A 13160-nucleotide genomic window follows, 5' to 3' on the forward strand; every position below is an offset into this window, starting at 1 on the left:
CAAACTGACAGGAGTAACGCAGATGCCTTCTTCACTGCAAGACAGCGAACTGTTCCAGACCGGCTATTTAGTCAACGGGCAGTGGCTGAGGACGACGTCGACTTTTGACGTAACCAATCCTGCAACGGGGGACGTTGTTGCTCAGGTGGCGAAAGCCGGTAAAAAGGAAACCGAAGACGCGATTAAGGCTGCACAAGACGCCTTTCCCGCCTGGCGGGCGCAGACGGCTAAAGCGCGTTCAGCGCTGCTTTACCGCTGGTATACGTTAATCATTGAAAACAAACGCTGGCTTGCTGAGCTCATGACAACGGAGCAGGGCAAACCGCTTAAAGAAGCGGAAGGCGAGGTTGAGTACGCCGCCAGTTTCATCCAGTGGTTTGCCGAGCAGGCCAAACGAGCCAATGGTGAAATCATTCCGCCTGCTAAAGCGGGATCACGTATCCTGGCCACGCGGGAACCCGTTGGTGTTGTAGCGGCGATCACCCCGTGGAACTTCCCGATGGCCATGTTGACCCGTAAGTTAGGTCCGGCGTTAGCAGCAGGATGTACAGGGATCATCAAGCCTGCCAACAATACGCCACTTTCTGCGTTTGCCTTGCTGGCTTTGGCAAAGAAAGCCGGTATCCCGGACGGCGTCCTTAACGGCGTGGCAGGAGATACGCATGCTATCAGTGATGCGATTATGGCGAGCAACGCCGTACGTAAAATCTCGTTCACCGGTTCGACGGCGGTGGGCAAAACGTTGATGCGCAATGCGGCCGAGACCATGAAAAAAGTGTCGATGGAGTTGGGGGGCAACGCGCCCTATATCGTGTTTGAGGATGCGGATATCGATGCTGCCGTTCAGGGCGCTATCGCCAATAAATTCCGTAACGCGGGCCAGGTGTGCGTCAGCGTAAACCGTTTTTTTGTTCATAATGCGATCTATGAGCGTTTCACAACCCAACTGGCAGATGAGGTCAATAAACTCAAAGTGGGTAACGGTATGGACAGCGGCGTCATTGTCGGACCGTTAATTGAGCGTTCGGCGTTAGAAAAAGTGGAAGAACATGTTAACGATGCGGTTGCCCAGGGTGGCAAGGTGCTCGCGGGCGGTAAGCGACATGCGCTGGGCGGCAATTTCTGGCAGCCTACGGTCATCGTCGATGCGCATGAAGGCATGAAGCTGGCTCAGGAAGAAACATTTGGCCCGGTTGCGGCGTGCTTCCGGTTTGAGGATGAAGACGAGGTTATTCGTCGGGCGAACCAAACCGAATACGGGCTGGCGGCGTATTTCTATACGCAGAATCTGCAACGCGTCTTCCGCGTTTCCTCGGCGCTGGAAAGTGGGATGATAGGCATCAATGAGTGTGCCGTCTCGACAGAGCTGGCCCCCTTCGGCGGTGTGAAAGCGTCGGGACTGGGCCGGGAAGGATCGGTACTGGGAATGGAAGAGTACCTTGAGGTCAAAGCGCTGCACCTTGGCGGTTTAAGTTAAACGGCTATCTGGGCGGCACCGGGCCGCCCAGCGACGAATAACAGGAGTCACCTGTATGAGAGTCGAGCGTTTTGATTTTAATGAGATTGTCGATCAGGCCCATTTCTTCCGGCAGTTCTGTGAACGCTTTTCCCTGAAAGCGCGCTATATCTGCGATTTGGATGGATTGTGGGATGTGATTGTCTGCAGAGGGCTACCTTTGCCCATCAAAATAGAGTTTGTGAACCTGGGGCAGGGACAGAAGCGGCGCTACGGTGCCTTGATTCTGCTGTTCGACGAGGCGGAGGAGGAACTGGAAGGGCAACTGCAGTTTAACGTGCTCTCATCTTCAACACGCTAAGGTCGGCTGTGATCATCAGGCTTAATGCCTTGTCCGCGTAAGTAAACATTATTTCTCGAGCATCCTCGCAACGTTAACGCTTACTGACGCCTCGCTTTTTCTGGTCGTGATACTCTGCCCGCCAATCATCAGGACAGGTCACATGAAAAGTAAAAGAGGTACGCCCACGCCACATGATGCGACTTTCCGGCAATTTTTGTCCCAGCCTACGATTGCCCGTGATTTTATGGAACTGCACCTTCCCGCAGCGCTGCTCGCCCTGTGCGATCTGAATACATTAAAACTGGAATCGGGTGCTTTTGTGGAGGAGGATCTGCGGCAATATTTCAGCGATGTGCTGTATAGCATGAAAACTACAAGCAGAGAGGATGGCTACATCCATGTCTTAATCGAACACCAGTCATCACCAGATAAGCATATGGCGTTCAGACTGATGCGCTATGCCATTGCGGCAATGCAGCGGCATCTTGACGCAGGGAACAAACGGCTACCGTTAGTCATCCCGGTTCTGTTCTATAGCGGCAAACGTAGCCCGTATCCTTACAGTACCCGCTGGCTTGATGAGTTTGCAATGCCCGTGCTCGCCAGTGAACTGTATGGCAACGCTTTTCCGCTGGTGGACGTGACGGTTATTCCGGATGAGGACATTATCGGTCACCGCAGCATGGCGGCTTTAACATTGCTGCAAAAGCATATACATCAAAGAGAGTTGACAGAACTCATCGATAAGCTGGCTCCCGTCTTACTGGCTGGATATCTCTCTTCATCGCAAGTGATATCGTTGGTACACTATCTCTTGCAGGCAGGCGAAACAGCCGACGCCGACATTTTCGTCAGGACGCTGGCACAGCGAGTACCGCAACATGAGGATGCATTGATGACTATTGCACAGCAGCTTGAGCAGAAAGGCATTGAAAAGGGCATTCAGCTCGGTGAGCAACGTGGTCTGGAGAAAGGACGCAGCGAGGGAGAGCGTGCGGCCGCGCTGAAGATCGCACGCACGATGCTGCAAAATGGTTTGCATCCCCGTGTTGTCGCCGAGATGACAGCACTCTCTGATGACGACTTAGCGCAACTCTGTCATTAAATACGTCACCCATTTCGCGTCAGAGCACCTCATGCGCAAGCCAGTTCCTGTCTTTTAACGCGCCTGAGTGTTGTGCCGCTGGCGCGATCGTTAGCCGATGTCCGTTTTCCTGCGCCTTACGGCTGTCAGGTTCTGCCTCGCCGTTTCAGACAGAAAAAAGCCCCGGCGACCGGGGCTAAAGGGTTCGTCATGAACAGACGAGGAACTATTTATAAAGCTGTGCGGTGAGGTGATAGCTGTCACCGGTATTTGCTTCAATGATTTTGTAAGCGCTTGCGCCTTGCTCATCAGCTTTTTGAGACAGCTGAGCACGATAATCAATCGGAGAGCCTGCTACACCGCTGATGCTTACGGTTCCGGCAGGTTGTAAGTTCTGTGCTTGTTCGGCGGTCACCAGCTGTGCAGCGGAAGCGCCGAATGTCATAGCAGAAAGAAGACTTACTGTTGCGATGGTTGCTTTGATGTTCATGTTTATTTCCTCATAACTGTCAACAACCTACGGAGTCAAAACACAGAGCGGGTTGTCGATTAATTTCAGATGCGGCACGATTGCCGTCGATGTATTACTTATAAAGTTCAGCGGTAACGTGGAACGTATCGTCGCGATTATTTTCAATGACGCGATAGTGACCCGCACCCTGGGCATCTGCCTTTTGAGACAGAACCTGGCGAACATTCGTCTGATCGCCGTCGATGCCGCTGACGGTGATGGTTTGATTCAGGGGCTGCAGGTTCATTTCCTGCGCCTGTTGATTTGTTACCGGGCTGGCGGCATGGGCACCAAAGGACAGGAGCGAAGCCAAACTCAGGGCGGCAAAGGTTAATGTGGTTTTCATTACTCTTCTCCAGCAATGTTAATTAACCAGTGAGCATGTGGTCTCATCTGGTTACCTGTCAGTTCAAACGCTTTTATTTGTACAACTCAGCGGTGGCGTGATAGTTGCCATCGTTGTAAGCCTCGATAACACGAAAAGCTTTAGCGCCGTGTTGATCCGCTTTCTCACTCAGTTGCTGTCTGATATCTGATGGCGCACCGGCGACACCACTAACGCTCACAGTGCCGACAGAGTGCAGATTCTGAGCATCCGCAGCAGAAACATATTCAGCTGCAGATGCACCAAATGACAGGGCAGAGAGAATGCTTAAAGCAGCGATGGTAGTTTTAATTTTCATGAAAGATGTCCTCGTCGTGGCTGTTCTTCTTTTTTATTAGTGTGATTCACATCACGAAAGTAAGTATAGGACTAATAACGGAAGAAATTAATATCTGCCTAATAATGTTTTGTAGTCATACTTTAACCTTATGGGATTTTTTTATAACTAAACGTTATTAAAAGCGGTTAAAAAACGGCCTTTGGCAGGTAATTACTTATAAAAACAGTAAGATGCGCAACTTTAACTTTTGGTGCGGAAATTTATGGCCGATCAGGCTGCTTGTGAACATAACCTCAAAGGATAGCACCATCGATGCGGTGTAGAGCAGTATAAAATAGCGTGGAAAAGTAGTCAGGATAAAGGGTATGACCAATAGTACAAGGTAAATAGCGGCAATGAGATAGGCTCAACTCGTTGATAATAGAGCGTTTAAACAGAAGAGAACACAAGGAGGGACGCGCTGCAGATCAACCGGCAGATGCGCTGCCGGTCAGAGATAAAGGCTAAAGTTCTTGTTCAAACAATACCAGAATAGCATCGTGCAGTTGCCTGACAGTAAAGGCGCGTGCTGGCGTGATAAAAATGGTGTCGTCTCCTGCAATCGTGCCCAGGATGCCTTCGGACTTACCTAATGAGTCAAGTAAACGCGCAATTAACTGTGCGGCACCCGGGCTGGTATGAATCACGACCAGAGCATCGTTATAGTCAATATCAAGCACCAGATTTTTCAGAGGACTGGTGGTAGTCGGCACGCCCAGTTCCGCAGGTAAACAGTAAACCATTTCCATTTTGGCATTGCGGGTGCGCACCGCGCCAAATTTCGTCAGCATACGAGAAACTTTTGACTGATTAATGTTCTCGAAGCCGTCTTCCTGAAGCGCCTGAACAATCTCGCCCTGAGAGCTGAATTTTTCTTCTTTTAATAATGCCTTGAAGGCTTTAATCAGATCGTCTTGTTTCGATGGGTTTCGCATAATTTACCAGTATACGTAAGACAAACCGCGAACCAGGCCGCAGCAAAGACATTATTATGCATATAAATGAATTTTTATGCAATCGGTTGTTAATTGTACTGCGAGGTCATCATCGCGGGCGGCGATAATAGCAAAGAATCTCCTCAGACCAAAACCCAGCTCACAGCCTGAAAAGGCAAAGGTTGCAAAGGTGTTATATTATTGATGAGGTAAGAAAATAAAAATGTACATTGCCGATCTCTTTCTGCGGATAATACGGTTGCCAGTTCACGGGTATAATGTTTACAGCCTGTTAGTGAGAATGATGCCTTCATCATTTGTTACTAAAGTAAGCCTGAACCGGGAATTGCCTGACTCGCGTGAGTAACCTGGCGAGTAAGGGACAGGAAGATGATGTGTCATTTTTTATCCGGCGCTTCTGTATAGAAGCAGGTAGAGCAGGCACCGGACAAACGTCATCCACTGAGCCGTTGGTTACGCTCTGATACAGATGGAATATCGGATCTTCTCTGCCCCACCTTAATAAGGAGTTATGAATGAAAGTTGCCGTTCTCGGTGCCGCGGGTGGCATAGGCCAGGCGCTCGCACTTCTACTCAAAACCCAGCTTCCAGCAGGTTCAGAACTGTCTCTTTACGATATCGCGCCTGTCACGCCGGGCGTGGCAGTAGATCTCAGCCATATTCCCACCGCAGTAAAGGTGCAGGGGTTCAGCGGTGAGGATGCGAAACCAGCCCTGAAAGGGGCCGACGTTGTGCTTATTTCCGCGGGTGTGGCACGCAAACCGGGCATGGATCGTGCGGATCTCTTTAATGTTAACGCCGGCATCGTCAGCAACCTGATCGAGCAGGTGGCGACTACCGCCCCTAAGGCGCTGATTGGTGTCATTACCAACCCTGTTAATACGACCGTGGCGATTGCGGCGGAAGTGCTCAAAAAACACGGCGTCTACGATAAGAATCGTCTGTTCGGTGTCACTACGCTGGACATCATCCGTGCAAACACCTTCGTTGCGGAGCTTAAAGGTAAACAACCTGGCGAAGTTGAAGTGCCTGTCGTCGGTGGGCATTCCGGTGTGACCATCCTGCCACTGTTGTCTCAGGTGCCGGGCGTCAGCTTCAGTGAGCAGGAAGTGGCTGACCTGACCAAACGTATCCAGAATGCGGGTACTGAGGTCGTTGAGGCCAAGGCCGGTGGCGGCTCTGCTACATTGTCTATGGGCCAGGCAGCTGCCCGTTTTGGATTATCGCTGGTGCGTGCATTGAATGGCGAAGCGAACGTAGTGGAATGTGCTTATGTTGAAGGTGAAGGAAAGTATGCCCGCTTCTTCTCCCAACCGCTGCTGCTGGGCAAGAATGGCGTTGCTGAGCGCAAGCCCATCGGCGCATTAAGTCCGTTTGAACAGCAGGCACTGGAAGGCATGCTTGAAACGCTGAAAAAAGATATCGCGCAGGGCGAAGCCTTTGTGAAGCAATAAAGCGTTTCAGACAACATAACGCCCGGTTCGACCGGGCGTTTTTTATTGCGTTCTGATAACCAACCTGAACAAGATTACGCGCTGTCTCGCTGCGCACCAATCCGCTCTTAACCGGCCCGTTACGGCAATTTTTATTCTCAGAGCCCACCTGAACGGAACGTTCGGGTGGTCGATGCGCTATTACCTGTCGGCGTTTTTCGGCTCAGCGCTTCTACACGCATCTGGAACGGCGGGAACGGCATTTCAATGCCATGCTCTGCAAAGCCATGTAAAATAAGCTGATGCAGTTCATGACGAAGCGGCATTCGATGGCCCATTTCCGCCGCATGCACGCGCAGTTCAAACAACTGAATTCCCTGCTGTAAATCCACCAGGAACACTTCAGGTGGCGGTGTATCCAGCACATAGCTGCAGCGCTCTGCCGCCTGTTTAAGCAAGGTAGTGACTTCTTCACTGCTAACGGTTGCGGGGGCAGGGATGGTCAGCACCACACGCGTGACGGAATCGGAAAGCGACCAGTTAACAAACTGCTCAGTAATGAACGCCTTATTGGGCACGATAATCTCTTTGCGATCCCAGTCAGTGATCGTGGTTGCGCGGGTATTGATGCGCGTAATGCTGCCGGTAAGGTCGCGGATGGTCACGGTATCACCGATACGAATCGGTTTTTCAAACAGGATAATCAGGCCGGAAATAAAGTTCGCGAAAATCTCCTGCAGACCAAATCCCAGCCCGACGCCCAGACCGGTAACCAGCCATTGTAGTTTTGACCACTCAATGCCAATGAGTGAGAAGCCCAGCAAGCCACCGATCAGCAACAGCACATATTTTGTCAGCGTGGTGATGGCATAACCGGTGCCCGGTGACAAATCAAGATGCTGCAGTAACGCAAGCTCAAGCAGAGCCGGCATATTGCGCACCAGTTGTGTGGTAATCACGAATACCAGAATGGCAATCAGGACGGCACCCAGCGTAATAGGTTGAATGCTTTCGACGCCCTGAACGGAGGTATTCACGTCCCACAGACGAATATTTTCAAGGAAACCAAATGCAGAGTGGATTTCTGACCACAGGACAATGACCGATACCAGCGCGATAAGTGTCAAAATGGAGCGTACCAGACGCAGCGACTGGGCACTGATGGCGTCCAGGTCGATAACAGGCTCTTCAATTTCAATTACGTCAGTATTTTGTGCGGCCTGATCTTTCTCCTCTTCGTTGCGCGCACGGTTGGCGAGCATATCGGCACGGCGTTGGCGTGCGCGATCAAAGCCCAGCCTGCGTCGCTGAATCAGCATCCAGCGGCGAATGATGTGGTAAATCACCAGCAGGAAAAACCAGATCGCCACAGAGGTTTCCAGACGGGCGAGCAGCGCCTGCGCGGTTTCAAGATAGCCCGTCATTGACGCAAGGGCGGCTACCAGTGGAATAGCGATCATTAGATTCCACAGCAGGCGGTTAATCATATTCTCGCCGCTGCCCTCTTTATCGAGATAAAGCGGTATGCCCGCACGCTTCAGGCTTACCGTCACAATACTGAGCGCGCCACAGATCAAAATAAAGCACAGCCGCCCCAGGGTGGCGGAGAACAGGCGATCGTCAAGGTTATCGAAGGTAATCAGCAACATGATCAGCGGCACGATCAGGCCAATACTCAACGAGTAATAGCGCATCGCGCGTGCAACACGCACCTGAGGCCAGCGGAAATGCACGATGAACAGGCCGTTCGGGCGGGCAAACTGTGCGCTGACCATAAAGATCCACAGCAAAGGTAAGGTGGCGGTGATGCCATCGCCTATCGCCACGGCGACAGGATAGGGCCAGGCATTTTGCAGGCCGTATCCCAGCGTAGCCCAGAGTACCGGCAGCGGCAGCGCCACCAGAATCGACCAGAACACGGTACGGATTGTCAGGCGAAAACGATCCTGCGTCACCTTACCGACTTTACTGGCTGAGCGTTCAAGAAAAGCATTGAAGTGACGGCGGGTACTGAGACTGAAGCCGACCAGCAGCACCGCACCGAGAATAGGTAATACCGTGCTGCGGCTGGTAAACATCATGGCCAGTGCTTTACCGAGCTGCCCCAGTGTGTCCAGCGTCAGCAGGTGAGACAGGCCGTTAGCCACATCGAGGGGATAACTCAACGAAATCGGGCTGACATCGGCCGTCCAGAACAGGTAGCGATGCGTCGCATCTTTAACTTCGGTTAGCGCATCCTGTAGCTGCGTGTTCGCCACTTTCAGCTTGGTGATTTCCAGAATCAGCGTATCGCAGCCCGAAATCAACGAGTTAAGCAGTTCGCGTTGCGTTTTAAGCTGCGCATCCAGAATCCGCTTTTGTTCGCTAGTAAAAGGCTGTCCGTCGGGCTGATGGGCCTTACGCAATACGTTTTGCTGTTCGAGCAAATCTTCATAATGCAGTCGCTGAACACGGAGCTGAGCCATCTCATTGTCGATCTGCTGAGACTTCGGCATGTCAGGTAATCGTGCGACCTGCGCGCGAAGGGCATCACCGAGAAGACTGGATGCACCCAGCCATTGAGATTGTTCCCGTAACGTGGACAGTGCCTGGCGGACCTGAATGATTTGATTGGTAGCGAGGCGTTGTTGTGAGGCCACCAGGTCCATTCGCTGCGCCTGCTGATTCAGTGCGCCAGATAACTCGCGGTTAACGTGAAATTGTTTACTGATCGCTGGCGGCAGATCACCGCTGTTTTCCGCCAGCTGTTCTGTCCTGGCCAGTGCAGTTTCTGCCTCGCGCTGACGTTGCTCATTAAGTTGATTACGCAGCGCCTGAAGATAATTATCGAGCTGGGTGACCTTACGCTGGTGGACTTCGGCGCGCATGCGCGCCAGTTCCTGACGGTTATTTGCCGACAGCTGCGCCAGCTCAAACTCATCCACCCGGGCCTTATTCGCGGCATTTTCTGCCTGACGGGCCATCAGCTGTGCCTGGCCGGCTGGCGTGGCAGGGCTGCCCGCGCTCTGCAGACGTCGCTCGCTCTCCGTCAGCGCCCGGCGTGCTTCCGTTTGCTGCTGCGGCAGTTGTGACAGGGAATCGCTGATCTCGCGGGCCCGATCCTGCTCCTGTTGAGCCTGGCGTCCTTCCTCAATCAGCTGACTGCTGATTTGCAGAATCTCTTGTTCCAGCTCGGCACTGCTCATTGTGCTGCGTACCGTCTTCACACTGTCGTTGAGTGAGGCGATTTGCTGTCTCAGCTCGCGTGCCAGACGCGGAAAATCATCAATGACCTGTTGATACTGCTGCGCGCGCTCAACGGCATCATCACGTTCAGAAAGGGCCGCCAGTGCAGCTTCAAGCGACTGAATCTGATCGGTTTGCGAAGTGGCGTTTTTAGCGGACTTGACTTCTTCCAGCTGTTGTCTGAGCTGGCTGGCATCTGGCAGGCTGGCGGCAAACGTAGTACTGCTGAGCCCCAGGCTCAGCAGCAAACAGAGGAACGCGCGTACGAACACAGGGCTTACTCTTATTCGACAGCGTCAGACGGTGCGGTGGCCAGAGGCAGGGCGACCGCCATAGGTTGTCCCATCCGGACTTTGCTTTCGGCCTCAAGGCTTTCTGCCAGCCTGACACGGCCAGGCGCAAACAGGTTAATCACGGTCGAGCCCAGCTTGAAGCGGCCCATTTCCTGGCCTTTAAGCAGAACAACGGCACCGTCGTGGTCGGCGGCCGGATAGTGCCAGCGTTTGATAATGCCTTCGCGTGGTGGCGTGACCGTGCCAGCCCAAACGGTTTCAATGCTCCCGACGATAGTCGCGCCCACCAGAATCTGTACCATCGGTCCCATATCGGTCTCGAAGTAACAAATGACCCGTTCGTTACGGGCAAACAGGTTAGGGATGTTGCGTGCGGTCAGAGGATTCACTGAGTAAAGATCGCCTGGCACGTAAATCATTTCACGCAGGATGCCGTTGCACGGCATATGGACGCGGTGATAATCACGCGGTGCCAGATACGTCGTGATAAATTCACCCTCACGAAACAACGCGGCCAGTTGCTCGTTCCCTGCCAGCAGCGCGTCGATCGTATAGTAGTGGCCTTTTGCCTGGAAAATCTGGTCGCCTTCGATATGTCCAAGTTGACTGATGGCACCGTCCGCAGGCAGCGCGATCAGGCTCGCATCCGGATCCACAGGGCGCGCCTCATCCTTTAACGGGCGGACGAAGAAATCGTTGAAGGTGCGGTAACTGGCGGTATCCGGTTTACGTGCTTCAGTCATATCGACTTTGTAAAACCAGACGAAGCCGTCAATCACCAGCTTTGTCAGCCAGCCGCCGCGACGGCTTGCGCCCCAGCCAGCAAGTTCAGTCAGCCATTTTTTGGGGAGAATGTGGTTCAAGCCAAGTTTAAAACGATCAAACACCCTAGCCTCCTGGCTATCTTTTATAACATTGACAAAATGGGGGCGGATTGTAGCAGCGCCCCGGTCAGATGGCGACTACGCTGTTACTGGCCTTAATCTTCACTCTCAGCAAAGTTTTTCCGGACTTTCACCTGCGCCATACTGTCCAGAATGCGGTGATAGTTGTCAAAGCGGGATGCGTCGATTTTTCCTTGCTCAACGGCTTCACGGATGGCACAGCCAGGGTCCGAGCCATGTTTGCAGTCACGGAACTTGCATTCGCCTAAAAACTCACGGAATTCGACAAATCCCCGGGTGATTTGTTCCGGCTCCAGATGCCATAAACCGAACTCGCGAACGCCGGGCGAATCGATCACATCGCCGCCGTCGGGGAAATGATAAAGCCGGGATGCTGTCGTCGTATGCTGACCCAGACCCGACACGTCGGACACGTCATTGGTCAGAATGGCCGTATCTTCCTGTTGATCAAAACCGAGCAGGGCATTCAACAGGCTCGACTTGCCGACGCCGGACTGTCCCGCAAAGATACTTATCCGGTCAATCAATGCCGCCTGCAATTCACTCAGACCGGCTTTCTCATGGCTGGAGACCATTAAGACCCGATAACCAATCTTGCGATAGATCGCCATTTGCTCATCGACAAACGCGCGGGCTTTATCATCCAGCAGGTCAATTTTATTGAGCACCAGCAGCGGCTCGATATCCAGCGTTTCACTGGCGACCAGATAGCGGTCAATTATGTTCAGGGAGAGCTCGGGCAAAATGGCCGACACGATAATAATCTGATCGATGTTCGCGGCAATAGGTTTAACGCCGTCGTAAAAATCAGGACGTGTCAGTACGCTGGTGCGCTCATGCACCGCTTCAACAATGCCTTTGCCGCCGTTGAGGGCAGGGCGCCAGACCACACGATCGCCCGTCACCAGTGAACGAATCGTCCTGCGAATATTGCAGCGATGCGTAATGCCCGCACTGTCTTCGACATCGGCATGCATGCCAAATCGGCTGACCACAATGCCCTCAGCATCTTCACCAAATAAATTATCGTCCGCTTCCGGGCGCGTTTTGCGCTGATTTAAACGACGATCGTGGTTAGCGCTTACGCGGCGTTGTTGACCTTTCGACAGTTTATTTTTACTCACTCACCCTCACCGGTTTAGCTGGATTTCGCCACAGGGGCAAAACGTCTATGATACACCTTATTGATGACGAATGACGACTCAGCAACCACAGGTAATAGCATGGCCACTGGAAACGAAAATAATTTAATCTGGATTGATTTGGAAATGACCGGGCTCGATCCGGAACGCGATCGTATCATTGAGATTGCCACTCTGGTGACTGATGCCGATCTGAATATTCTGGCGGAGGGGCCGGTGATGGCGGTTCATCAGTCTGATGAACAACTGAGCCTGATGGATGACTGGAACGTCCGTACTCATACTAACAGTGGACTGGTTGCGCGCGTTAAGGCCAGCCAGACAGATGACCGTGCTGCTGAAAAGGCAACGATCGAATTTCTGAAACAGTGGGTGCCAGCCAATACCTCGCCGATCTGCGGCAACAGTATCGGCCAGGATCGCCGTTTTTTGTTTAAGTACATGCCGGAGCTGGAAGCCTACTTCCATTATCGCTATCTGGATGTCAGTACACTAAAAGAACTGGCTCGCCGCTGGAAGCCAGACATCCTGCCAGGCTTCAAAAAGACGGGTTCGCACCAGGCACTGGACGATATTCGTGAGTCTGTTGCCGAGCTTGCTTATTACCGTCAACACTTTTTGCAGCTTTAACCAGCAAAGGGTGCACAGGAAATCGCCATGTTGCTGCAATAATCAGCAAACGCGTTAAAAGCGCAAAATTTTGTTGTCAGCATCTTGCAGCAGCAGCGATTTCTCGTATAATGCGCACCCCGTACCGGTGAAGAATTTATGACGGTACAAGGCGCGGGAATAGCTCAGTTGGTAGAGCACGACCTTGCCAAGGTCGGGGTCGCGAGTTCGAGTCTCGTTTCCCGCTCCAAATGATGTTTAGCAGTATCCTACTATGCGGGAATAGCTCAGTTGGTAGAGCACGACCTTGCCAAGGTCGGGGTCGCGAGTTCGAGTCTCGTTTCCCGCTCCAAAATGTGTTTTGCAGTGCCCTTCTATGCGGGAATAGCTCAGTTGGTAGAGCACGACCTTGCCAAGGTCGGGGTCGCGAGTTCGAGTCTCGTTTCCCGCTCCAGATTTATCGTCACGTTTTTGTTAACAGCCTGTCAGGCTGGCAGCA

At 52.5% G+C, this 13160-nt stretch carries 12 protein-coding genes and 3 tRNA genes; 8 read left to right on the top strand and 7 right to left on the bottom strand.

The window, feature by feature from the left end; all coding sequences use genetic code 11:
- Positions 1 to 22: 22 nt before the first annotated feature.
- From GC090_RS02415 to GC090_RS02425, 3 genes are all read left to right on the top strand, one after another.
- A complete protein-coding gene (locus tag GC090_RS02415; RefSeq protein ID WP_058708613.1) occupies positions 23 to 1477 on the top strand; it encodes an NAD-dependent succinate-semialdehyde dehydrogenase in 1455 nt (484 codons plus the stop codon).
- A 55-nt stretch (positions 1478 to 1532) separates the two neighbouring features.
- The gene (locus GC090_RS02420; RefSeq protein ID WP_033740055.1) at positions 1533 to 1817 is read left to right on the top strand and encodes a barstar family protein; all 285 of its coding nucleotides are present in this window, start codon (positions 1533 to 1535) and stop codon (positions 1815 to 1817) included.
- A gap of 142 nt (positions 1818 to 1959) precedes the next feature.
- A complete protein-coding gene (locus tag GC090_RS02425; RefSeq protein WP_033740054.1) occupies positions 1960 to 2904 on the top strand; it encodes an Rpn family recombination-promoting nuclease/putative transposase in 945 nt (314 codons plus the stop codon).
- A gap of 205 nt (positions 2905 to 3109) precedes the next feature.
- Here the strand turns inward: GC090_RS02425 and yhcN (GC090_RS02430) are convergent, their stop codons facing one another.
- From yhcN (GC090_RS02430) to argR, 4 genes are all read right to left on the bottom strand, one after another.
- Positions 3110 to 3373 (bottom strand): peroxide/acid stress response protein YhcN, encoded by a 264-nt coding sequence (gene yhcN / locus GC090_RS02430; protein WP_006120965.1) that lies wholly within the window; start codon positions 3371 to 3373, stop codon positions 3110 to 3112.
- Positions 3374 to 3467: 94 nt separating this feature from the next.
- The gene (locus tag GC090_RS02435) at positions 3468 to 3740 is read right to left on the bottom strand and encodes a YdgH/BhsA/McbA-like domain containing protein (protein ID WP_006120964.1); all 273 of its coding nucleotides are present in this window, start codon (positions 3738 to 3740) and stop codon (positions 3468 to 3470) included.
- A gap of 73 nt (positions 3741 to 3813) precedes the next feature.
- Positions 3814 to 4077: a peroxide/acid stress response protein YhcN gene (yhcN, locus tag GC090_RS02440; RefSeq protein ID WP_039341751.1), complete on the bottom strand. Its 264-nt coding sequence runs from the start codon at positions 4075 to 4077 to the stop codon at positions 3814 to 3816.
- A gap of 485 nt (positions 4078 to 4562) precedes the next feature.
- The gene (argR, locus tag GC090_RS02445; RefSeq protein ID WP_006120962.1) at positions 4563 to 5033 is read right to left on the bottom strand and encodes a transcriptional regulator ArgR; all 471 of its coding nucleotides are present in this window, start codon (positions 5031 to 5033) and stop codon (positions 4563 to 4565) included.
- A 536-nt stretch (positions 5034 to 5569) separates the two neighbouring features.
- Between argR and mdh the strand changes: the two genes are divergently transcribed.
- Positions 5570 to 6508, top strand: coding sequence for a malate dehydrogenase (gene mdh, locus GC090_RS02450; RefSeq protein WP_006120961.1), 939 nt, complete (start codon positions 5570 to 5572; stop codon positions 6506 to 6508).
- Positions 6509 to 6645: 137 nt separating this feature from the next.
- Here the strand turns inward: mdh and mscM are convergent, their stop codons facing one another.
- The 3 genes from mscM to rsgA form a co-directional block, all read right to left on the bottom strand.
- On the bottom strand, positions 6646 to 9984 hold the full coding sequence (mscM, locus tag GC090_RS02455; protein ID WP_006120960.1) for a miniconductance mechanosensitive channel MscM: 3339 nt from the start codon (positions 9982 to 9984) through the stop codon (positions 6646 to 6648).
- An 11-nt stretch (positions 9985 to 9995) separates the two neighbouring features.
- Positions 9996 to 10892, bottom strand: a complete 897-nt coding sequence (gene asd / locus GC090_RS02460) for an archaetidylserine decarboxylase (protein WP_033740050.1) — start codon at positions 10890 to 10892, stop codon at positions 9996 to 9998.
- A 92-nt stretch (positions 10893 to 10984) separates the two neighbouring features.
- Positions 10985 to 12034: a small ribosomal subunit biogenesis GTPase RsgA gene (rsgA, locus tag GC090_RS02465; protein WP_033740048.1), complete on the bottom strand. Its 1050-nt coding sequence runs from the start codon at positions 12032 to 12034 to the stop codon at positions 10985 to 10987.
- Positions 12035 to 12133: 99 nt separating this feature from the next.
- On the opposite strand from rsgA, the gene orn reads away from it, so the two are divergent.
- From orn to GC090_RS02485, 4 genes are all read left to right on the top strand, one after another.
- A complete protein-coding gene (gene orn, locus GC090_RS02470) occupies positions 12134 to 12682 on the top strand; it encodes an oligoribonuclease (protein WP_006120954.1) in 549 nt (182 codons plus the stop codon).
- A 153-nt stretch (positions 12683 to 12835) separates the two neighbouring features.
- A tRNA-Gly gene (locus GC090_RS02475) sits at positions 12836 to 12911 on the top strand.
- Positions 12912 to 12937: 26 nt separating this feature from the next.
- A tRNA-Gly gene (locus GC090_RS02480) sits at positions 12938 to 13013 on the top strand.
- Between the two features lie 26 nt (positions 13014 to 13039).
- Positions 13040 to 13115: transfer RNA gene (locus GC090_RS02485), tRNA-Gly, on the top strand.
- Positions 13116 to 13160: the final 45 nt, after the last annotated feature.

The sequence above is a fragment of the Pantoea sp. JZ29 genome, from assembly GCF_035190385.1.
Taxonomy (GTDB): domain Bacteria; phylum Pseudomonadota; class Gammaproteobacteria; order Enterobacterales; family Enterobacteriaceae; genus Pantoea; species Pantoea stewartii.

Bases quoted from the DNA above. Each gene is read 5' to 3' on its own strand.
- GC090_RS02415 (WP_058708613.1), top strand. From the start codon at position 23: ATGCCTTCTTCACTGCAAGACAGCGAACTGTTCCAGACCGGCTATTTA.
- GC090_RS02420 (WP_033740055.1), top strand. From the start codon at position 1,533: ATGAGAGTCGAGCGTTTTGATTTTAATGAGATTGTCGATCAGGCCCAT.
- GC090_RS02425 (WP_033740054.1), top strand. From the start codon at position 1,960: ATGAAAAGTAAAAGAGGTACGCCCACGCCACATGATGCGACTTTCCGG.
- yhcN (WP_006120965.1), bottom strand. From the start codon at position 3,373: ATGAACATCAAAGCAACCATCGCAACAGTAAGTCTTCTTTCTGCTATG.
- GC090_RS02435 (WP_006120964.1), bottom strand. From the start codon at position 3,740: ATGAAAACCACATTAACCTTTGCCGCCCTGAGTTTGGCTTCGCTCCTG.
- yhcN (WP_039341751.1), bottom strand. From the start codon at position 4,077: ATGAAAATTAAAACTACCATCGCTGCTTTAAGCATTCTCTCTGCCCTG.
- argR (WP_006120962.1), bottom strand. From the start codon at position 5,033: ATGCGAAACCCATCGAAACAAGACGATCTGATTAAAGCCTTCAAGGCA.
- mdh (WP_006120961.1), top strand. From the start codon at position 5,570: ATGAAAGTTGCCGTTCTCGGTGCCGCGGGTGGCATAGGCCAGGCGCTC.
- orn (WP_006120954.1), top strand. From the start codon at position 12,134: ATGGCCACTGGAAACGAAAATAATTTAATCTGGATTGATTTGGAAATG.